Source organism: Marinomonas piezotolerans (assembly GCF_003362755.1).
Taxonomy (GTDB): Bacteria; Pseudomonadota; Gammaproteobacteria; order Pseudomonadales; family Marinomonadaceae; genus Marinomonas; species Marinomonas piezotolerans.
Window position 1 is genome coordinate 302606 of record NZ_QKRA01000003.1, and the last position, 22253, is coordinate 324858.

The 22253-nt window shown below is 45.5% G+C and carries 19 protein-coding genes; 16 read left to right on the plus strand and 3 right to left on the minus strand.

The window, feature by feature from the left end; translation table 11 throughout:
- Positions 1-157: 157 nt before the first annotated feature.
- Positions 158-1891 carry a BCCT family transporter gene (locus DN730_RS08895; RefSeq protein ID WP_115467766.1) on the plus strand — a complete coding sequence of 578 codons (1734 nt, stop codon included), beginning with the start codon at positions 158-160 and terminating at the stop codon, positions 1889-1891.
- Between the two features lie 216 nt (positions 1892-2107).
- On the opposite strand, the gene DN730_RS08900 is transcribed toward DN730_RS08895, so the two are convergent.
- Positions 2108-2764 carry a cupin domain-containing protein gene (locus DN730_RS08900; protein ID WP_115467767.1) on the minus strand — a complete coding sequence of 219 codons (657 nt, stop codon included), beginning with the start codon at positions 2762-2764 and terminating at the stop codon, positions 2108-2110.
- A gap of 235 nt (positions 2765-2999) precedes the next feature.
- Here DN730_RS08900 and glnT point away from each other — a divergent pair, with 235 nt between their 5' ends.
- From glnT to DN730_RS08925, 5 genes are all read left to right on the plus strand, one after another.
- Positions 3000-4334, plus strand: coding sequence for a type III glutamate--ammonia ligase (gene glnT / locus DN730_RS08905; protein WP_115467768.1), 1335 nt, complete (start codon positions 3000-3002; stop codon positions 4332-4334).
- A gap of 43 nt (positions 4335-4377) precedes the next feature.
- Positions 4378-5277, plus strand: a complete 900-nt coding sequence (locus DN730_RS08910) for a class II glutamine amidotransferase (RefSeq protein ID WP_115467769.1) — start codon at positions 4378-4380, stop codon at positions 5275-5277.
- A gap of 12 nt (positions 5278-5289) precedes the next feature.
- On the plus strand, positions 5290-5973 hold the full coding sequence (locus DN730_RS08915; RefSeq protein WP_115467770.1) for a GltB/FmdC/FwdC-like GXGXG domain-containing protein: 684 nt from the start codon (positions 5290-5292) through the stop codon (positions 5971-5973).
- Positions 5974-5991: 18 nt separating this feature from the next.
- A complete protein-coding gene (locus DN730_RS08920) occupies positions 5992-7320 on the plus strand; it encodes an FMN-binding glutamate synthase family protein (RefSeq protein WP_115467771.1) in 1329 nt (442 codons plus the stop codon).
- A gap of 269 nt (positions 7321-7589) precedes the next feature.
- Positions 7590-8846 (plus strand): ammonium transporter, encoded by a 1257-nt coding sequence (locus DN730_RS08925; protein ID WP_115468033.1) that lies wholly within the window; start codon positions 7590-7592, stop codon positions 8844-8846.
- A gap of 90 nt (positions 8847-8936) precedes the next feature.
- Here DN730_RS08925 and DN730_RS08930 read toward each other — a convergent pair whose 3' ends face one another.
- On the minus strand, positions 8937-9695 hold the full coding sequence (locus tag DN730_RS08930; RefSeq protein ID WP_115467772.1) for an IclR family transcriptional regulator: 759 nt from the start codon (positions 9693-9695) through the stop codon (positions 8937-8939).
- A 174-nt stretch (positions 9696-9869) separates the two neighbouring features.
- Between DN730_RS08930 and purU the strand changes: the two genes are divergently transcribed.
- The 7 genes from purU to DN730_RS08975 all read left to right on the plus strand — a co-directional run bounded on the left by purU (position 9870) and on the right by DN730_RS08975 (position 18300).
- Positions 9870-10730 (plus strand): formyltetrahydrofolate deformylase, encoded by an 861-nt coding sequence (gene purU / locus DN730_RS08935; protein ID WP_115467773.1) that lies wholly within the window; start codon positions 9870-9872, stop codon positions 10728-10730.
- 19 nt (positions 10731-10749) lie between these two features.
- The gene (gene folD / locus DN730_RS08940) at positions 10750-11607 is read left to right on the plus strand and encodes a bifunctional methylenetetrahydrofolate dehydrogenase/methenyltetrahydrofolate cyclohydrolase FolD (RefSeq protein ID WP_115467774.1); all 858 of its coding nucleotides are present in this window, start codon (positions 10750-10752) and stop codon (positions 11605-11607) included.
- Positions 11608-11641: 34 nt separating this feature from the next.
- Positions 11642-12889, plus strand: a complete 1248-nt coding sequence (locus DN730_RS08945) for an FAD-dependent oxidoreductase (protein ID WP_115467775.1) — start codon at positions 11642-11644, stop codon at positions 12887-12889.
- 10 nt (positions 12890-12899) lie between these two features.
- Complete coding sequence (locus DN730_RS08950; RefSeq protein WP_115467776.1) at positions 12900-13208, plus strand: sarcosine oxidase subunit delta; 309 nt, start codon at positions 12900-12902, stop codon at positions 13206-13208.
- On the plus strand, positions 13205-16120 hold the full coding sequence (locus DN730_RS08955; RefSeq protein ID WP_115467777.1) for an FAD-dependent oxidoreductase: 2916 nt from the start codon (positions 13205-13207) through the stop codon (positions 16118-16120). Before DN730_RS08950 ends, DN730_RS08955 begins: the two co-directional genes overlap by 4 nt.
- Positions 16120-16710: an aminomethyltransferase family protein gene (locus tag DN730_RS08960; protein WP_115467778.1), complete on the plus strand. Its 591-nt coding sequence runs from the start codon at positions 16120-16122 to the stop codon at positions 16708-16710. The genes DN730_RS08955 and DN730_RS08960 overlap by 1 nt, the downstream gene beginning before the upstream one ends.
- A gap of 1302 nt (positions 16711-18012) precedes the next feature.
- Entirely contained in the window at positions 18013-18300 is a 288-nt protein-coding gene (locus tag DN730_RS08975) for a hypothetical protein (RefSeq protein WP_158541193.1), read from the plus strand.
- Between the two features lie 257 nt (positions 18301-18557).
- On the opposite strand, the gene DN730_RS08980 is transcribed toward DN730_RS08975, so the two are convergent.
- The gene (locus tag DN730_RS08980; protein WP_211313858.1) at positions 18558-19292 is read right to left on the minus strand and encodes a GntR family transcriptional regulator; all 735 of its coding nucleotides are present in this window, start codon (positions 19290-19292) and stop codon (positions 18558-18560) included.
- A 99-nt stretch (positions 19293-19391) separates the two neighbouring features.
- Between DN730_RS08980 and DN730_RS08985 the strand changes: the two genes are divergently transcribed.
- From DN730_RS08985 to DN730_RS08995, 3 genes are all read left to right on the plus strand, one after another.
- The gene (locus DN730_RS08985) at positions 19392-20378 is read left to right on the plus strand and encodes a TRAP transporter substrate-binding protein (protein WP_158541194.1); all 987 of its coding nucleotides are present in this window, start codon (positions 19392-19394) and stop codon (positions 20376-20378) included.
- Between the two features lie 77 nt (positions 20379-20455).
- Entirely contained in the window at positions 20456-20977 is a 522-nt protein-coding gene (locus DN730_RS08990; protein ID WP_115467782.1) for a TRAP transporter small permease, read from the plus strand.
- Positions 20974-22251, plus strand: coding sequence for a TRAP transporter large permease (locus DN730_RS08995; protein ID WP_115467783.1), 1278 nt, complete (start codon positions 20974-20976; stop codon positions 22249-22251). Before DN730_RS08990 ends, DN730_RS08995 begins: the two co-directional genes overlap by 4 nt.
- Positions 22252-22253: the final 2 nt, after the last annotated feature.

Genomic DNA, 22253 nt, shown 5'->3' on the forward strand with positions numbered 1-22253 from the left:
CAGTTATTACCAAAGGAGCAAAGGAGGATTGAAATTTTTGCCCATTTCTGTAAGACATTAATTTTGTTATGAAAAGACCCCATTTTTCTAGTTTGTGATGTCTGGTTTAGATTAATAGGATAACAGTGGTACAATAAAAAAAATAACGAGGTTACTAATGCTTAAAGATAAACAAATCGATGCCCTCATATCCCAGAGGGGAATACTAAAAGGGCTCAATGTGACCCTTGGAATAACCGCTCTAGTGATGGTTGTTGTGTTTATTCTCTATACTATTTTGCTCGGTGAAGTTGCTAGTAAGCAGTTCATTGGGCTTAAAGGCTGGATAGAGGAAACTCTGGGTTGGTATTACATCATTGTCATGCTGCTAGCGTTCGTTGTGTGTGCGACGTTAATGGTTAGTAAAGTGGGTGGCATACGATTAGGACGAGATAACGAAAGGCCAGAGTTTTCTAACTTTGCTTGGTTCTCGATGCTTTTCGGCTGTGGTACTGGTGCCGGCATGCTTTTTTTCTCTATGTCAGAGCCCATGATTCACTTTGCCAGTGGATGGAGTGGCGGTAACCCTTTCATGAGTACCGAAGTAAAAACTGCCGTGAGCAGTTTTTTCGAAGCGAAACAGGCAGCACTTGCGGCAGGCTTGCAGCCTGGCGATGCTGGCTTTCCTATTCCTAATGATCTAGTCGCTGAAGCGGCTGTAGGCGGTTTGACCCTTACAGTATTCCATTGGGGAGCTGTTGCGTGGGCAATGTATGCGATTGTCGGTTTGTCGTTAGCGTATTTCTCCTTCCGTAAAGGGCTTCCACTTTCTATTCGCTCTGCATTGTACCCTTTAATTGGTAATAGAATTTACGGACCGATTGGACACGCTGTGGATATCCTAGCCGTTTTCGGCACCATATTTGGTATCGCTACGACTCTTGGGTTAGGTGTAGAGCAGATTAGCTCTGGATTGATTTCACTAGATATTTTGTCTGAAAGATCCACTACGGTTACCGTTCTATCCATTGTCTTTATTACGATAATTGCGACGTTGTCAGCGACAAGTGGTGTTGCCAAAGGCATCAATATGCTTTCGCAGTTCAACAGTTACATCTGTATCGCCATTATTTTGTACTTCTTACTGGCGTCAAGTGGTAACTATTTGATTGCAAACAGCTTGACGACTTTAGGTGATTACGCGTCTCAAGCGATTTCGATGACTCTTTGGACGGCACGAAGCAGTGAAGAACAAACATGGCAAGGTGGCTGGACGATCTTCTACTGGGGATGGTGGATTGCTTGGTCTGCATTCGTTGGTATGTTCATCGCGCGTATCTCTCGTGGTCGTACGATCCGTGAGTTTGTAATGGGTGTGGTATTCATTCCAACAATAGTCTCGTTAGTGTGGTTCAGTGTTATTGGTTCAGCAGGTATTTATGAGTCCATTTATGGTGCAGACATGAGTATCTACAATACATCTGTTAACAACTGGGATTACGCTGGCACCTTATTTACCGCGTTTGAGGTACTTACTCCTGGTGTTGCTGCGACGATTGCAAAAGTCTGTGCGTTGATTGTCGTAGTTGTATTTTTTGTTACCGCAGCAGATTCTGGAACGCTAGTGTTGGGTCGTTTGTTGTCTTTTGGTCGTCGCCCTCCAATTCAACAGCGTATTCTATGGGGTAGCTTGCTGGGTGTGGTAACGCTGATGATTCTTCTAATGGGTGGAACTGAAGCGCTGAAAGCTCTGCAGGCCGCATCAATTGCGGGAGCGCTGCCTTTTACCTTTGTTATCATCGCAATGATATTTGGTCTAGTGAAATCGCTACGCAAAGACAGTGAAAACTTTGTCGCCGATGAAGAACAAGTAAAGAAATTAGTAGAAAGGGAAATTGCTGACCTTTCATAGAAAGATCATTACAAATTTATTGTTTTGACTTTTGTCCAAAAAAACCCTTACCAACTTATTGGTAAGGGTTTTTTTATTGATATTACATTTATGATCAAACCCTATAACGCCTCCAACCTGTAGAACACATTTTATCTCGATTGCTGCCATAGATAGGCCAGCGCTACTTCTCCGTAAAAGCTCGTGTATGGGGAAGGTTTAATTTCTAATCACGGATTAACTTTCTTGATGATCGTGTGTGATGAGCGATAGCAGCTTGATTGGGACCTGTAGTAGTTCTTCCGGACCGTGAGGAATACCTGAATCAAAAAAGAGAGAGTCTCCTTGCTCTAAATGGTAGAGCTTATTGCCATGTCGATATAGGATCTCGCCTTCCAAAATATAGATGAATTCTTGTCCAGGGTGCGAAAACGTCGGAAAGATTTCACTCGCATCATCCATCGTAATTAAAAAAGGTTCGATGAGCTGAGCTTCGCCGCGAGTGTAGTTCAGCAAATGATAGGTGTGGCCTTTTTCAGTACCACGTCTCACAACCTCCATGCCCTGGCCGGACTTCGTGTGCTGGGCTCCGCCTTCTGGACGATCATAGTCTGCAAACAGCTGGGAAATAGATAGTCCGATAGCGTCACATAATCGTCCTAGTGTTTCGAGGCTAGTGGATACTTGAGCATTTTCTATTTTACTTACCATTCCTTGGCTTAATTTAGCGATGCGTGCCACGTCTGCGATCTTAAGGTCTTGGGCGATGCGCTTACGTTTCACTTGCATAGCGATATAGTCTTCGAGCCGTAGGCGAGGTGACCCGACACGTTCTTGGCTGATTTCGCCCTCTTTTAGCGCCTTGATGTGCCTTGATGGTGCGTTGTTTGTCATTTTATGGCCCTTTAACTTCGATATTTCCATTGTACCAGCTTATTGAGATTTAAGGATATCGCCTTAAAAGCCTGGTTATATTCACTTCAGGAAAAAAATATAACTATCAGTGCATCTTTGGCAAGAAGTTTGCTTTACTAATAAGAATATTAATTTCCTTGTGGGAAACATTGTCTTCCGTTACTATGGCGTCAAGTCTTCCATGAGTTGCACAAACTAACTTAGGAGTAATGCAATGCAATCTACTGAAGTCACAAATTTTTTAGAGTCAAATCAGATCAAATATGTGCTTGCCCAGTTTGTCGACATTCACGGTGTAGCAAAGACTAAGTCGGTTCCAGCTAAAAACATTTTTGATGTGGTTGAAAAAGGAGCAGGCTTTGCAGGTTTCGCTGTCACAGGTCTTGCGATGGAGCCCCATGGTCCTGATTTCCTTGCTCGTGGTGACCTTTCTACGTTAAGCATTGTTCCTTGGCAGCCAGGTTATGCGCGGCTTGTGTGTGATGGCTATGTGAACGACGCTCCGCACCCTTACTGTTCACGCGTGGTGCTTAAAAACCAACTTCAGCGTTTAGAAAATAAAGGATGGACTCTTAACACAGGGTTAGAGCCAGAATTTTATTTGTTCAAAAAAGGTGCCAGCGGAGAGCTGCTTCCAGTAGATGATTCCGACACGCTGTCAAAGCCATGTTATGACTACAAAGGTTTATCTCGTTCAAGAGAGTTTCTAGAGCGTTTGGTGGAAGCTTTGCAGGCTGTAGATTTTGATGTTTACCAAATCGACCACGAAGATGCCAACGGGCAGTTTGAGATTAACTACACCTATGGCGAAGCATTGGAGTCTGCGGATCGTTTTACATTTGTGCGTATGGCAGCCGGTGAAATCGCAAACGATATGGGCATCATCTGTTCTTTCATGCCGAAACCCGCTGCGGACAAAACCGGTAATGGCATGCACTTCCATTTATCGATTACGGACGAGTCTGGCAAAAACCTGTTTGGTGATGATAGTGATCAGCATGGGATGGGACTATCTAAAATGGCCTACCATTTCACTGCAGGCATTTTAGCGCATGCTAAAGCCATCTGTGCTTTTGCGGCACCGACAGTGAATTCATACAAACGCCTTGTTGTTGGCGGCAACAGCTCTGGTGCAACGTGGGCTCCTGCGTACGAGTGTTACGGCGATAACAACCGATCTGCGCTAGTGCGTGTGCCATACGGCCGTCTTGAGTTCCGCCTGCCTGATTCAGGCTGTAACCCCTACCTTGTTCATGCCGCTTTGATCGCTGCAGGGTTAGACGGTATTGAGCGCGAGTTGGATCCTGGTGAGCCAATGAACATCAATCTGTATGACCTTTCCCTAGAAGAAATTATCGCGAAAAACATCTCGATTTTACCGCAGAGTCTTGGTGACGCCCTTGATGAGCTAGAGAAAGATTCGATTTTCGTAGAGGCCATGGGCAGCGATATCGTTGCAGAGTTCTTAAATGTTAAGCGAGCTGAATGGGGCGAATATTTACGCCATGTTTCTGACTGGGAAGTCGAGAAGTACTCAGAATTTTTCTAAGCGCTATTTGTTAGCAAAATTTAATTAAATAGAGGTTTCTACCATGTGTGGAATAGTTGGTCTTTACCTAAAAAATGATAAATATGAGAGTAAGTTAGGCGAACTTTTTGAGCCAATGCTGATCGCCATGACCGATCGCGGCCCAGATAGCGCGGGTTTCGCCATCTATGGCGATGATGTGGCGGAAGATTGGGTCAAGCTGACACTTCGTCACCCAAGTGACGCCTTCAATTGGGCAACCTTTACGGATCAACTTGCGACCGCTTTGGGGTGTGAAGCGGATTGGATGCAAAACGCTAACGTTGCTGTGCTGAAAGTAAAAGCTTCTGAATCGACGGTACGTGACTGGATTGCATCAAATGCTGAAGATGTACTTGTTCTAAGTGCAGGTCAGTCTATCGAGATTTTGAAAGAAGTGGGTTTGCCAGAAAATATTGCCTCTAAGTTTAACCTGAGCGGTATGAAAGGGAGCCACATTATCGGTCACACTCGAATGGCAACAGAATCTGCAGTCACTATGGAAGGTAGCCATCCGTTTTCAACAGGTTCTGATCTATGTTTGGTTCACAACGGGTCTCTATCAAATCACAACCGCCTACGTGACAAGCTAAAGCGTGAAGGAATCACCTTTGAAACGGAAAACGATTCAGAAGTGGCTGCGGGTTATTTAACTTGGCGTCTAAATAATGGCGACACGTTGCAAGGTGCTTTGGAAAACGCGTTAAAAGATTTAGATGGTTTTTTCACTTTTACGATTGGTACCAAAGATGGCTTTGCAGTGATGCGTGATCCGATTGCCTGCAAGCCTGCCGTGCTAGCGGAAACAGAAGACTATGTTGCCATGGCTTCAGAGTACCAAGCACTCGCATCATTACCTGGCATCGAGAACGCAAAAGTTTGGGAACCAGAGCCAGCGACATTCTACATATGGGAACGCAAGTAGTAGGGGAATACCATGAAAAAAATTGATTTAGCCAACAGCAGCATTCGTGAACTTAACCAAGCGCTGCATGCACAACAAGCGTCTCTTACTGAAAAAGAATGGAGCGTTGCCAATCCTAAAGGTGAACATAACATCGCCGTGGGCCTTGATGCAGACCTGCATGTCGATATCCACGGCCATGCTGGCTACTTTTGTGCAGGCATGAATAAGACTGCGAGCGTGACAGTTCATGGTAATGCAGGCCAAGGTCTAGCGGAAAATATGATGTCAGGAGTCGTTCGCGTTAAAGGTGATGCTTCTCAAGCTGCCGGAGCTACGGCGCAAGGCGGCTTGTTGGTGATCGAAGGTAACGCTGGCGCTCGCTGCGGTATTTCCATGAAAGGTGTCGACATCGTGGTGAAGGGCAGCGTTGGCCACATGAGTTGCTTCATGGGGCAGTCAGGCTCCCTAGTAGTCTGTGGTGATGCGGGTGAAGCCTTGGGCGACTCACTCTATGAAGTACATATTTATGTGAAAGGCGAAGTGAAGTCTCTTGGGGCAGATTGCATTCAAAAAGAAATGCGTCCAGAGCACCTAGAGGAGCTTAGTGGACTCTTGGCGAAGGCAGGCGTGGACGAAGATCCTGCGGCCTTTAAACGCTACGGCTCAGCACGTCAGCTTTATACATTCAAAGTTGATAACGCGTCTGCATACTAAATTTGAGAGGTTAGAACAATGAGTAACGATTCCAACTACAACGCAAGCCTAAAAGAGTCCGCCACCTTTGATCGCGCCACCATGGCTGAAATCCGTCGTGCAGCAGACACTGGCATTTACGACATTCGTGGCTTTGGTGCAAAACGTAAAGTTCCGCATTTTGATGACCTACTTTTCTTGGGAGCGAGTATGTCACGCTACCCATTGGAAGGTTACCGCGAGACGTGTAACACATCGGTGGTACTCGGTGATCTGTTCGCAAAGAACCCAATCAAACTGGATATCCCAGTAACGATTGCGGGAATGAGTTTCGGCGCTTTGTCTGCAAACGCTAAAGAGGCACTTGGCCGAGGTGCGTCGATTGCGGGTACATCGACAACTACGGGTGACGGCGGTATGACGCCAGAAGAACGAGGACAGTCTAAGAAGCTTGTTTACCAGTACTTGCCATCACGTTATGGAATGAACCCTGATGATCTGCGTAAAGCGGACGCCATTGAAGTGGTACTAGGTCAAGGTGCTAAGCCAGGTGGTGGTGGTATGTTGCTAGGACAGAAAATCACTGATCGTGTAGCGAAGATGCGAAACTTGCCAAAAGGCATCGACCAGCGCTCGGCTTGTCGCCACCCAGATTGGACCGGTCCAGATGACTTGGCTATCAAAATTCAAGAGCTTCGCGAGATCACGGATTGGCAGGTACCGATTTACATAAAAGTTGGGGCGACTCGTACTTATTATGATGTGAAGCTTGCAGTAAAAGCGGGTGCAGATGTAATTGTGGTGGACGGTATGCAAGGCGGTACAGCAGCGACTCAAGATGTATTCATTGAGCACGTGGGTATTCCTACGATGGCGGCCATTCCTCAAGCGGTTCAAGCGCTGCAAGAAATGGGCATGCACCGCAAAGTGCAACTTATCGTCTCAGGCGGTATTCGTAATGGTGCCGATGTGGCTAAGTGTATGGCGCTTGGTGCGGACGCTGTCGCAATCGGCACAGCGGCGTTAGTTGCGCTAGGCTGTAATGATCCGAAATGGGAAGAAGACTACCAAAAAATTGGTTCTGCTGCAGGTTTCTACGACGACTACCAAGAAGGTAAAGATCCCGCAGGGATCTCAACACAAGATCCAGAATTGATGAAACGTCTCGACCCTATTGCCGCAGGTAACCGTTTGGCGAACTACCTAAGAGTTTTGACTCTTGAAGCGCAAACATTAGCGAGAGCATGTGGTAAGAACGATCTTCGCAACTTGGAGCCAGAAGACTTGGTTGCTCTTAATGTCGAAGCGGCAGCCATGGCGCGCGTGCCGCTAGCAGGTACGACTTGGATCCCTGGGCAACAATATTAATCTTTGCTCCCCTTATCTTAAGGTTTAGCCACACCAAGCGTGTGGCTTTTTTTTGCGTAAAAAACGTGCACCCCGTGTGCTATATCAGTGCCTTCTATTCTTACTTTTTATACCTATATGAAAAGTACTATCTGGATATCAAAGATAATAAAAAAACTTATTTATATTCAATTACTTAGAAAAACATGGCCCAGAAATTGTAATTATCCTATTAGGAAATTAATTTTCCCCATAGTGATTCATTTTAATTTGCTTGGAGATAGATGTTTATGGGAAACATGGTGATTGAGGTCAGTTACGCACTGGATACCTTCTATTTTTTGATGTGTACCGCGCTGGTTATGTGGATGGCTGCAGGCTTTGCCATGCTAGAAGCTGGTTTAGTTCGTGGTAAGAATACAGTAGAGATTCTAAACAAGAATGCCTTGCTCTATGGCATCGCTTGTTTCGTATATCTATTGGTTGGCTACAACGTTATGTACCCTGGTGATCCAATTAGCGCTTATGTGCCAGGCATTGATTTTTTACTAGGCGCTGATAACTCTACCGATGCGGTGGTGAATGGTGGAGAGGATGCACCGTATTACTCTTCTATGGCGGATTTTATTTTCCAAGCTGTGTTCGCTGCTGCCACCATGTCTATTGTGTCTGGGGCCGTTGCTGAGCGTATGCGTCTTTGGCCTTTCCTCGTTTTTGCTGTGGTGATGGTTGGCGTGATTTACCCAGTAGAAGGTTACTGGAAATGGGGCGGTGGTTTCCTTGACCAATTAGGCTTCCAAGATTTTGCTGGCTCGGTTGTGGTTCACATGGCAGGTGCATCTGCTGCATTAGCTGCGGTACTCATGGTTGGCCCACGTAAAGGACGTTATGGCAAAAATGGTGAAGTGCGTGCTATCCCTGGCGCCAACTTGCCTTTAGCGACATTGGGTATGTTTATCCTATGGATGGGGTGGTTTGGTTTTAATGGTGGCTCTGAGCTGAAAATTGCGAACGTTGAAGAAGCCAATGCAGTTGCCAAAATCTTCGTTAATACCAATGCCGCAGCGGCCACAGGTATGATTGCGGCGGCGCTGCTTGCACGAGCTATATTTGGTAAAACGGATCTCACTATGACTATTAACGGCGCTTTGGCAGGTTTGGTAGCGATTACAGCTGAGCCGTTAGCGCCGTCTGCGGGCGTGGCGTCTATGATCGGGGCTGTCGGTGGTATTGTGGTTGTAGTGTCTGTTCTGATGTTGGACAAACTGAAGATTGATGATCCAGTTGGGGCCATTTCAGTGCATGGCTCAGCAGGCATCTGGGGGATCTTCGCCGTTTTGATTACGAATGATGATGCAACGTTTATGGGGCAATTGATTGGTACTGTGACGACCTTTATTTGGATGTTTGTTGCAACCTTGATCACCCTTTTCGTTATTAAAAAGGTAATGGGTCTACGTGTTAGCGAAGAAGAAGAGTTAGAAGGCATGGATATGCACGAATGTGGCATGCATGCGTACCCTGAGTTTGGTCAAGAGACCAAATAACAGTGTCTTAGGATGCTGTGCTTATGTTGCGCCCCCCTAAGTGCAACGTACAACAAAAGCCCCGACAAGGGGCTTTTTTTTGTGGTCGTTTTAGGCTGGAGCGACTTCTGAAATGGCGTGGGCTGTTTTAAGGAGCTGATTCTTGGCAAGGTCAAATTTCTCTGGGTCATTCATCACTTGATCGGCACCCGATATGTTGATGGAGGCAATGGTTTTCCCCAAGTAATTTTTAATCGGAGCGGCGATGGCGGTTGCGTTATCAGAGCGGTTGCTGGAATAGCCTTGCTGCCACTCTTCTCGCAATAGTCGTTTTAGTTCTGGCAGAGTTTGAGGGTGAGGGCGCGGGTACATGTCGAGCTGCTGAGTCTGATACATGGCGCTGAGTTCAATGTCACTTAGTTGCTGTAAGAGTACGCGTCCCATGGCGCTGGTGTGGCAGGGTAGGCGCGTGCCGAGAGGGATGTTTACCGACAGTCGCTGGGAGGCTTGTGCGCGATAGATATACAAGGTGTCTAAGCCGTCGCGAATGGCTAGATGGCAAGAAATCGATGTCTCGTCTCTGAGTAAATTTAAGTGCGGGGCAGCCACATCAATCAGATCTTTTCCTGCGAGATAGGCAAAGCCTCGAGAAACGATTTGCGGGCCGAGCTCATAGGCATTACGCGCTACTTTTTTCAGATAGCCCCGGTCCAGCAGGGTTTGCACGATGCGATAGGTTGAAGACGCGCTGACATTCAAATGGTCTGCGAAGTCCTGTGTACTCAAAACACGATGCTGTTCATCAAAGAGTTCAATGATGTGAAGCCCTCTGGCGAGAGCAGGTACATGATAATCGGTGGATTGTGTCATTTTCTCTCCATATACGAATGCGTTTTTTCTATAGGTATTAAATCCAGGCGGTTTCTGTTTATTTCGGTTATTAAATTGCCAATAACATTTCTTGTCAGTATATTTAATTTACCATTAATAAACAAACCTGATCTTATTTTCGTTGTTTTGGGTTAGCGTGATCTTGGAGGGAATATGTCGCGATCAACAGAATTTGTACTTAAGGCATCGTGTGATGCCACCAGTGGTATTGTTTCGGCCGTCTCCTCATATTTAGCCGGGCTAGGGTGTTATATTTCGGAAATGCATCAATATGATGACGAGGAGAATCAGCGCTTTTTCATGCGTGCAGTATGTCGTATTCAAAAACCTGAGACGTCATTGGATACCATTCGCGAAGGTTTCGATGCCCAGGTTTCAAAATTCAATATGCAGTGGGAATTGTTCGACGCCAACAAGCCAATGCGGGTGTTATTGATGGTGAGCAAGTTTGATCATTGTTTAGATGATCTCTTGTATCGCCACCGTAAAGGCGAACTGCCAATGGACATTACGGCGATCGTATCCAACCACAAAGATCTACGTCCCATGGCGGAGCGGGAAGGAATTCGCTTTGTGCATTTACCCGTGACGAAAGAGAATAAGCCTGAGCAAGAAGCAGCACTGATTGAAATTGTAGAAGAGACCCATACCGATTTGGTGGTCTTAGCGCGTTATATGCAAATCCTGTCCGATAGTCTGTGTAAGGAGCTACACGGACGCGCGATTAATATTCACCACTCTTTTTTACCTGGCTTTAAAGGTGCAAAGCCCTACCACCAGGCCCACACTCGCGGAGTCAAGCTAATCGGCGCCACGGCGCATTACGTGACTTCCGACCTTGATGAAGGTCCTATTATCGAGCAATCCGTACAGCCTGTTGATCATACGTTTTCACCTGATCGCTTAGTCGCTGTTGGGCGCGATACAGAAACCGTTGCTCTGGCCACTGCCGTACGTTTGCACTTAGAACATCGTGTATTCATGTATGGCAATAAAACAGTCGTCTTTAAATAGCGCTTAGAGGAACTGAGTCATGCACGTAATTGATGGAAAAAAATTGGCTGATGACATCATCGCTGAAGTAGCGCTTGATGTGAAACAGCTTGTTGAACTAGGTAAGGCGGCTCCTGGGTTGGCTGTTGTCTTGGTTGGGGAAGATCCAGCGAGTGCTATTTATGTGCGCAATAAAATAAAGCGTGCACAGCAAGCTGGGATGAAGTCTATTGAAAAACGCCTTCCCGTAGACTGTTCACAATCCGAATTAGAAGCCGTGGTTGAAGAGCTTAACCAGCGCCACGATGTGCATGGCATCTTGGTGCAGTTGCCCTTGCCTAAACATCTATCAGAAGAGCGCATTATTCGCCTGATTGCGCCGCATAAGGATGTGGATGGATTTCATCCTGAAAATGTTGGCCTGCTCGCAACGGGTCAAGCCAGCTTGATTCCCTGTACGCCATTAGGGTGTTTGGAGATGTTGAAGCGTGAGCTTGGCGATTTATCGGGAAAACACGCTGTGATCGTTGGTCGTTCTAATATCGTGGGTAAACCAATGGCCAATCTATTGCTGCAAGCCAATTGCACTATCACAGTGGTGCACTCTCGTACATCTAATGCCAGCTCTCTGGCGCGACAAGCCGATATTTTAGTTGCGGCGGTGGGTGTACCGGAGTTAATCGATGAAACTTGGGTTAAGCCAGGCGCTGTGGTGATTGATGTGGGGATTAACGCCATCGAGCGAGACAGTAAGCGCAAACTCGTTGGGGATGTGAATTACGAAAAAGTGGCACCTTATACCCGTGCTATTACGCCAGTGCCGGGGGGAGTAGGACCAATGACGATCGCTTGCTTGATGAAAAATACTCTGGTAGCGGCACAACACACTGCGCATTAACTACACAAAATACCGGTAAACGAGGGGTACTGTTATGCCGTTTTCACTACTGAAATATGGTCTTTCGAATGACTATCCATTTGAAAAAGACGCTGACTTGCCAGCTCCCACGGAGCTTAAACGTCACTACGATGTGGTGATCATCGGGGGTGGCGGTCATGGGGTTGCGACGGCCTATTATCTTGCCAAATACCATGGCATGACGAATGTTGCGATTTTAGAGAAAGGCTATCTGGGTGGCGGAAATACTGCTCGTAATACAGCGGTGATTCGTTCGAATTACCTTACATCCGAAGGCGTTAAATTCTACAAGCAATCCGTAGATATGTTTCAAGGTTTGTCGAATGAGTTTGACTTCAACATTATGTATTCCTCGCGCGGTCAACTGACATTGGCGCATACGGATGCGACAGTGCGATCTTTTCGACAACGAACAGAGGTAAATAAGCACTTTGGTGGCCGCACTGAGTTGATTGACCCTCAACAGATCAAAGAGTTGGTACCGACGCTCAATATGAACCCTGCTGACATGCCTATTCTGGCAGGCCTATGGCACATTGATGGCGCGACCGCTCGACACGATGCTGTTGCTTGGGGATACGCGAAAGGCGCGACACAGCGCGGAGTGGAGTTGCATCAATTAACGGAAGTGACCGGCGTTACCGTTGAACAAGGAAAGGTCACGGGTGTCACGACTAATCGTGGCGCGGTCAGTTGTGGTTGCGTTGTCCAAGCCGTTGCGGGGCATAGCTCATTGGTAGCCTCGATGGCAGGGATAAGAATGCCGATCACGACTTATCCATTGCAAGCCATGGTGACTCAACCAGTGAAGCCATTTTTAGACCCTTTAGTCAGTTCATCAGCGCTGCATTGTTATGTACAGCAAACGGGACGAGGCGAAATAGTATTCGGCGGCGGATCCGACCCATACCCTCTTTATAACACGCGTTCTACTTTGGATTTAAAAGAGAGCTTGCTGGCCAGCGCTGTCGAGATGTTCCCGTTTATGGCGAATTTAAAGCTCATGCGTCAATGGGCTGGTATCACGGATATGACGTCTGATTACAGCCCTATTATGGGGTTAAGCCCAATCAAAAATTACTACTTGGATGCAGGCTGGGGCACATGGGGATTTAAGTCGACACCGATCTGCGGCAAAACCATGGCTGAGTTAGTCGCCAGTGGCGGCAAAGTACCTGAGTTGATCGCCCCTTTCTCCATGGACCGTTTCGATGTGTTCCGTCAAGTAAATGAAATGGGTGCAACGGCCGCGAGTCACTAGGAGACGAATAATGAAATTAATGACTTGTCCTTTAAATGGTCCTCGGAACATTAGTGAGTTTGTTTACGGTGGCGAAGTTAAAGCAATGCCAAACCATAAAACGTGTAGCGACAAAGAGTGGGCCGACTATGTTTTTTACGCCGATAACACTATCAAGATCATTCAGGAGTGGTGGTTTCACTCGCCATCAGGCTATTGGTTTATTGCGGAGAGGCATACGGCATCGGATGAGATTTTACGAACGTTTGATCCGAGCGAATTATACCAAGAGCGGATTGATTTTGGACACGAAGAGGGTGTGAAGGGAGGTGTAGTATGAGTGGTTTAGATCGTTTACCCGCACCATTAGGGTCTTTAATTGACCGTACAAAAGAGATCCGCTTTGAATTTGAGGGTCAGAGTTATCAAGGCTTCGACGGCGACACCATCGCTAGCGCATTAGTCGCAAGTGGTCAGTGGTTGATGTCTCGTTCGTTTAAATACCACCGTCCTCGTGGGCCACTGACGATGGCAGGGCAAGACGCCAACACATTGGTGCAGTTGCCTGATGAGCCGAATGTATTAGCAGATCGCAGTGAACTTCGCGCCAATACCTCGGTGATGGGACAAAATTATAATGGCTCACTAGAGCATGATAAGGACGCCAAACTAAGCTATGGCGCTCGCTTTATGCCCGTCGGCTTTTACTACCGAGCATTCTATAAACCCAAAGGAATTTGGGATAAATGGGAACCATTTATACGTAAAAAAGCGGGGCTTGGTACCGCGAATTTGAACTTTAAGCCGACCTACCACGATAAGGCGTATGCCTTTTGTGATGTAGTGGTAGTTGGGGCTGGTCCTGCTGGGTTGGCGGCGGCGATTGATGCTGCACAAGGCGGTGCTAGTGTTATTTTAGTTGATGAGAATAAGCAACTTGGTGGCGCGTTGACGTACCATCGTTTTGATGCAGACGGTCGTCAAGCGGCGCAAATTCTATCCGATCTAGTCGGGCAGGTTGTTGGGCATCCCAACATTCGGGTATTAACCAATGCAACCTGTAATGCTTGGTTTGCTGATAACTATTTACCAGTCATTCAAGGTAACCGAATGTTTAAGGTGCGTGCCAAACAATGTGTGGTGGCATCGGGGGCGTTTGAGCAGCATGTGGTGTTTCGTAACAATGATCTGCCCGGAATTATGATGTCGAGTGCGGCCATGCGTTTAATGAAGCATTATGCCGTCCGGCCCGGTCAAAAAGCAGTGGTGCTGACGGGGAATGATGATGGTTATTTGGCAGCGATTGAGATGGCACAGCACGGTGTGGATGTCCCTTTAATTGTGGATATGCGTAAAGACGGTGTTGAGCCCTCACTTGAAGCAGCAGTGAAAGCATTGGGGATCAATGTGAAATGTGGCGCGACCGTTTACGAAGCCATACCAAACAGTGATAAGAAGCATCTGGCAGCGGTTAAGATCCATACCATTAAAGCTCAAGGCGAAGTGGCTATGGATGGCGTGATGATTCCGTGCGATACCTTGTGTATGTCGGCAGGTTACATGCCGACGTATCAATTGCTCTGTCAAGGCGGCGCAAAATTACAATACGACGACCGCAGTGCACGATTTGCTCTCACTGGGTTGCCAAAAGATGTCTACATCGCTGGGTCGGTCAATGGTATTCATGACCTTAATAAGGTGTTGCAAGATGGCAAGCGAGCGGCGGCTCAATGTCTTGTCGCTTTAGAGCTATCTAATGATGTGCCAGCGTTAGTGCAATGTGACCGCGTTACCAATTTTGATTGGCCAATATTTAAACATCCACAAGGTAAAGATTTCGTGGATTATGATGAGGACTTGCAAGCCAAAGACATCATTAATGCAACGCGTTTGGGTTATCGCGATATACAGTTGGTGAAGCGCTTTTCAACGGTTGGAATGGGACCATCCCAAGGCCGTCATTCAGCGCTGCCGACCGCTCGTTTGGTTGCTAAAGCGACCCAGCGAACGGTGAGTGAAACCGGTGTGACGACGGCGCGTCCGCCGTTTGTGCCCGAAAAGCTGGCCAATATTGCCGGACGCATCTTTTCGCCACATCGTTATACGCCGATGCATAAACGCCACCTTGAGCTCGGGGCGCATATGATTCCAGCGGGGATTTGGCGCAGGCCAGCGTTCTATGGGCCGAAGCATCAACGTGCGGAGTTGATCCAGCAAGAAGCACTCGCAGTACGTAATGGGGTGGGCATCATTGATGTGAGTACGCTCGGCGGTATCGAACTGCGAGGGCCGGATGCCGCTGAATTTATGAACCGTATGTATACCTTTGCGTTTCTCAAACAACCGATTGGCAAGACACGTTATGCGGTGCTGACGAATGAACAAGGCGTTGTGATTGACGATGGCGTAGCGTGTCGCATTGGCGAGGACCATTTTTATGTGACTGCTACAACTGGTGGTGTCGATGCCGTATACCGTGAAATGACCAAGTGGAATGCTCAGTGGCGTCTAAATGTGGACATTGCCAATGTGACGTCAGCGTTTTCCGCCGTGAATGTGGCGGGACCTATGGCGCGCAAAGTGCTGCAAAAAGTCTGTACTGACGTGGATTTGTCTAATGAAGCGTTTCCTTATCTGGGATATCGCGAGGGTACCATTGAAGGCATGCCAGTGCGTTTGCTTCGAGTCGGTTTTGTCGGCGAACTCGGCTATGAAATACATATGCCAAGTTTGTTTGCATTGAAGATCTGGGACCTCCTCATGGTGGCGGGGGATGAGTTTACAATGCGGCCGTTTGGCGTGGAGACACAGCGTTTATTGCGCCTTGAAAAAGGCCACATCATTGTAAGTCAAGACACAGATGGTATGTCGCATCCAGGGGAGCTATCGTTGGAATGGGCTATCGCACGCAAAAAGCCTTTTTATGTTGGCAGTCGTTCCGTTGATATCGTTATGGCGCGAGAGCAGACTCGTAAGCTGGTGGGTTTTAAATTAGATAAAACTGTCGCGAAACCAGAGGAAGGACACATAGTGCTAGATCGTGTAGGAGGCGGTGCTAACATCACTGGGAATGTGACGTCCTGTGAGTATTCTCCAATACTGGATGCGTTCATTGGTTTGGCATTTGTTGGGATCGCACAGCAAGACGTTGGGCAGCAGGTTCCGATTCGTGTGGACGGTAAAGAAGTCCTTGCGACGGTGGTGAAGCTGCCATTTTATGATCCGGAAGGTGCTCGTCAGGAGGTGGCCTAATGTCAGAGTTTATTATCAGTGCACATGCTATGTGCCGTCAAAGTCCGATTGATGCGAGTCTGTGCGCGCAAGATTCGCAAGTCGTGATCGAAGATAAAACGCATACAACGCGGGTTGGCGTTCGAGGGGTTGCAGCAGAATCTTTCCTTAAACGCCAGGGAATGATCGTCCCCGATCAGCCTAACCAAGCAGAGTATTCAGAAAATGGTTTGATTGTGCTGCGCTTGAGCCGGACTGAGTTTTGGCTCATCGATGTGGCCCAATCACATCAAGCTGCGCTGGAGGCATTGGAGCGGCAAGCTCTGAGTGAAGAGGGTGTTTATCGACTTTATTGCCAGCACAGCCACGCTTTGTTTGAGTTAAAAGGCGAGTATAGCGCTGAGATGTTTGCCAAACTTTGTGGCGTTGACTTGTCTCATGGTGCTTTTGCAGCACAGAGTATCGCACAAACATCGGTGGCGCGTGTTAATGCCATAGTGGTCAATACATCCTTATCTGCGCAACGCTCGGACAATTATCTGATATTAAGTGACGTGTCGAGTGCTGAGCATCTTTGGGACGCTTTGTTGGATGCGTCTCAAGAGTTTTGATCTGTTTATGGGCTCTTATGTTTAAGAGCCCATTTTGTTTTGCCACTCTCCCCAAGTTCCTTCCTTTTTATAGCTTCTCGTACTTGATCCTCCTGTGATCAGAGCGTTGTGCGCATGCTTCTTACATGATGATTGAGGACAGCGCGTATCTTGTGTTTCATCGATGCTGATATGTGTGTTTAAACCAAAGAATCGTTGTTTCCCTTTTTTACGTTTTTTGAAAAGCAAGATATAGGTGCAGAAAAGCTGGTTTTTGGTTAGTTAGAATCTTAGTAGTCTCAGTCGGCAAGATTGACTCATACCATTGCTTTTATTGCGTAGTTCTAAGGAGGCTTGTAATAAACTTAGTGTTCGAACGTCAAATATTGGTTACGTAGGGAGTACAAGTGAGTTGAGGTAGGAGAGTACTTAAGAAAGTGGTACGCCCGAAAGGATTTGAACCTTCGACCTTCGCCTCCGGAGGGAACTGCACAAGATTCTGTAGAAGCTCATCAAGGTACTTAAATGCATATAAATCAATGCTTTTATGTTAACTGTGATTATTAAATTATGCGTATTAAAGTACATCGAAGTGTAATTTACGGTCACTTAATGAGAATGGTGACTTTGCAATTTCGTTTGGGTTTCAGGAATGCTTCATCTGACATTTTGAGCTCAGATGTCAGCTTGGTGAGGAATTTTACGGGTATCTTTTTCTGGTTATCCTACGATTACAAAATTATCTCCAAAGTATTTAGCTCCACTCTGCCAGATGCCATCAACACCACGTTATTGCCTAATGTTACTTCAAAAATTAGTGGTTGTATTTCAGCTAACCTGAATCTGCGACGAATCGGTGACATTGTTAATTAAACGAGACAACTCGAGCCCTTTAATAAAAATGCTGTTACTTGAGTGAGTTGCTAGTATTGAATGTCCTTTGATCAAGAAATAGTGTCGGGAGTGAAATGTATTATGTCGGTGCTTATCGTTATTTCTCAACGGGTGAAGGTGTAACAATTTATGTATTCAGTGGAAGTGAAGAATCAATTCGAGAAGCGATTTCTGAATTTTATCTTCAAGGGCTGACCTGACCATTTTAACGCCTACTGATTGGATCAAAGCTGCTGAAGAAGAATGCACAAATGAATATTACTAGTCGGATGCAGAAGTGCTTAAGGTCTATTTGCCGATGTTATGGAACCAGATTGAAGAGGTGGCATTAGGGCGAGGCTGTTACCCGGATTTTTTATGAAGTATCACTTTAACTATTCTTAACTTCAGTTGGAACTCATGAGGTATATGATAAAGAAGATAATGACCATGCAATCTGTGAGATTTAAATGTATTTTTGATGTCCTCGGCGAAAACTCAGAAACGACTGAGAATCTTAAACACCGCTCAGAACTCATGATCAGAGCGAGAAATTTGATTAAAGATGCCAGTGGTATACTTTTTGAAAATGATGCGGAGCAGTCCTCTGCAGTATTCAAAGTGCCAACAGCAAATTGTGATTTTCTAATGTATCAACTGGATGACTTAATGCTTGAGAATACCATCCAATTTCGCAGAGGTTTGGAAAAGGTAGAAATTCTTATAAATGATCTATGAGAGTTTTTCAGGCCACAGTCATTCCAGCCTAGAACAGTGGGGCAGCACTATGACTTTTATTGAATCAATCATACGGGGTGATACTAACAGCATCATTCGAGCTTGAGTGTATTCCCATAACGTATTCATTCCTTTGAGGTGTGTCATGCCATATGAACGCCTCAAAAGAGATGAAACTATTTGAGTGGCTGAATTGGAATAAGATAGGTTAGCAAAGTTGAAAACGTACTACCCTTTACTGAGCTGAAATTCTTTTTCTAAATCGTGCCTCCCAGTGCCAATGTCAAAGAGTTGTTCAGATGTTCTTCAAGCTTTATAGCCGCTAGTTTTTTATCTCCTGCTGCTAAGGGGCGTAGAAAAGATAGATGTTCATTTATGACTCGATGCCCATTAAAAGGCGTAACTTTAATTCTTGATTGAACTGCCATACGTATTTTTATTGCTGTAATTCGATAAACATTCTCAACTAGAGTGTTGTTGCCTGCGTTGACTATTCTTGAATGCATATCCCAATCTAGTTTTTGTATTTCTTCGGATACTTCTTCGTCTTTATTATCGATAATTTGTTCTAGAAGTTTCTCGTGTTGCTTAATCCAATTTTCAATGATTGATTTTGGAATCATATCCGAAGATCTTTCTAACGTTCCTACTTCTATTAACTTTCTTAGTTCGTATGCATTACGAACAAATGTTATATCCAAACTGGGAACCATGAGACCTCGTTTGGGAAGCGTTTGTAGTAGCCCTTCAGCTTCCAATCGAGAGACAGCCTCTCTAATAGAGCCAAGTGTTGAATCTGTTAGCTCTACTAATTCTCGTTGTGACACGACTTGACCAGGAGTTAGAGTTCCAGTGTTAAGGAGCGCTTCAATTCGTTCATAAGCAGTCTTTCTCAAGAGGGGACTGTCATTTGTTTTTGTTGCCGTATTTTGCATATTAAGAACCTGATTTTTTTGCATAGTATTCATCATATTAAGAGAACTATCAAACATTTCATTGACATGTTAGATGTATGTTAGTAGTGTCTGCCCGTCAATAATAAGAAAGCTAGGTGAAATATGTTTGTTAATATGTCTTTTAAAAAGCCTTTAATGGCAGCAGTTTTTATGTGCTCAATGGTAGGCGTTGCGCAGTCTGAAACTCTAAGGTTTGCGACGACATTACCGGAGGCTGATAACCCAGAAACCCACGCAATGAAAGCCTTTAAGAAATATGTGGAGTTTCATTCTGATGGTGAGGTTGACGTCCAGCTTCTTCATGGTGGTGTTGGTGGTGATCGCGAACTATTAGAAAGCGTACGTAGCGGAATATTCCAAATGACTGCTACAACAGATGGGGCATTAGCGTCCTTTTACCCAAAGGTTCAAGTTTTCTCCACGCCTTATCTATTTAGCTCTGTGCGATCTGCAATGAAGTTTATGAACGAGTCTGAAGTGATGGACGACTTTGTTGAGGATGTATCAGAGGAAGCAGGATTACAGATCGTAGGATTTGCTGCCGATGGTTTTCGAAACTTTGTTAATAACAAACATCCAATCCGTACTCCTGAAGACGTTCAGGGTTTAAAATTACGCTCTATGGAAAGCCCTGTCATGATCTCTCTTATGAAGAGTCTAGGTGCTGCTCCGACCCCAATCCCGTTTCCTGAAAGTGCTATGGCAATTCGCCAAGGTGTCGTAGATGGTGGTGAAAACCCGCCTTCAACCGTGATCAATGGCGGATGGTCTGATGTAATCAAATATATGTCTCTTGATGAGCATATTTTCTCTGCTGTTTTTGTTTATTCTAATCCTCGCTTTTTAGAAAAATTAGACGATCAGAGTCGTCGTGCTGTACTTGATGGTGTGCAGTTGTATGAGTCGATAATGTTGGCTGGTAAAGGACAAGGGTATTTAGATGATACACAGCGTATTCGTGACAAAGGTGTTGAAGTCTACGTCAATACAGCGGATGAAAAAGCACTTTTCAGAGAAAAAGCTCAAGCTCCTGTTTTGAAGTTCTTATCTGACGAATTGGGCGCTGACTATGTGAGTAACTTCATTTTAGCTGTAGAAGAAAATGAGGATTCGCTTTATTAAATAACAAGCGATTATCTAACTCTAAGAACACACTGACCAAGATATTTGGTCAGTGTGGTTTTTCATAGGAATTTACTATGACAATAAAAGAAGCGTCTAAAGTGGTGACTTTTTTTTTGCGCTTTAGTGCAACCATCGCTCGTATTTGCGATGTTTTGTCTGCAAGTATTCTAGCCGTAATCATTTCTATTAATTTTTTATCTATCGTAGCGCGATATGTTTTGAACTCCCCAATTGGTTGGGGCGAAGAGTTCATGCGTTATGGAATTATTTGGGCTGTTTATATCGTAGCCGGAACTACTTTTCGTTATAGCGAGCAAATGGTAATAGATCTAATAGATTTAATACCTAGTGCACTAGTTCGAAAATTAGCTGCTTTCATTTCTTTAGTAGCAACACTTATCTTAGCTGCAGTTGTTGTGTCTCTAGGCTTTGTTTTTATTCTGGATACAGGGCAAGTCTCTCCTTCAATGCGTATCCCAATGTGGATACCTTATAGTGCGGTCGTTTTAGGTTATCTGTTAATAGCTATTCAGGCTTTAGCGGCTTTTATTGAGACGATTATGAAACCTACTAGCGCTGTTGGAGAATCATCATGAGTCCTGCTTTGGTTTTTGTAAGCTTTTTCTTTCTTGTTTTGATCGGAGCACCTATTGCGATCGCTTTAGGCTTAACTGGCGCCTTGACCTCTTGGTTTTCTGGTTTCCCTATGGTGCTGATACCGACACGTTTTTTTAGTTCTCTTGATAATTTTGCATTGTTGGCCGCACCGTTTTATATCTTTGCCGGTGAGTTGATGAACCGTGGTGGAATTACCGAAACGTTAATAACGGCCGCAGCAAAAGTGACGCGAGCAATTCGAGGCGGAGCTGCCTACGCGAATATTTTGGCTTCGGTTTTCTTTGCTGGCATATCAGGGACGGCGATTGCTGATACTGCTGCACTGGGTAAAATCTTTATTAATGGCATGCCAAAACAGGGCTACAGTCGTGAGTTTTCTGCCGCTGTTACGGTAGCAAGTTCGATGATTGGGCCTATTATCCCGCCATCGGTAATTATGATCGTTTATGCTTCGATTGCCCAAGTTTCAATCATAAAGTTATTTGTCGCAGGTATTGTTCCGGGTTTGTTACTTGGTTTTGCTTGTGCGGTGGTTGTCTTTATCACTGGGGTAACAAAGGGGCTTCCTAAAGGCGAAATTAAGGTTGTTGAAAAGACCAGCAGTAAATTAGCTTTAGAAAGTTTGCTAGTTTTTTCTATCCCTCTGTTTATCGTTTTTGGGACGCTTTCTGGTGCCTTCACTGCAACCGAAGCCGGTGGTGTAGCGTGTGTTTATGCAATGTTACTTGGCGTTTTTGTATTAAAAACACTTAACGGTCGATCGATCTTTGATGCGCTAAAACACTCAATGCGTACGACATCGGTGCTTTATCTAGTGATAGCGGGAGCATCGGTTTTATCTTATACACTGACGGTTACAGGTGCGATAGGTGAAATTCGTGGATTGACATCATTGTTTGCTAACGACCCAACGACCTTTCTGTTTTTTATTCTTGGTGTGCTTTTAATTGCAGGATTTTTCTTGGAGCCTGGTGTTCAAGTTCTATTACTTGCTCCGATCTTTCTGCCAATATCCAGAGCTTTAGGCATCGATGATATGCAATTCGCAATGGTATTTCTGTTATCAGGAACCATCAGTCTAATAACTCCGCCAGTAGGAATTTGTTTGTTCGTGGCTGCCCAGATAGGCCAAATTCCCATAGGTAGAATGTTTGTTGCGGTTTTACCTTTCCTAATTGCTCAAGTTATTGCTATAGGGCTTCTAATTTTTTGGCCAAGCCTATCAACGTTCCTTCCAAATTTAGTGGAGTAATC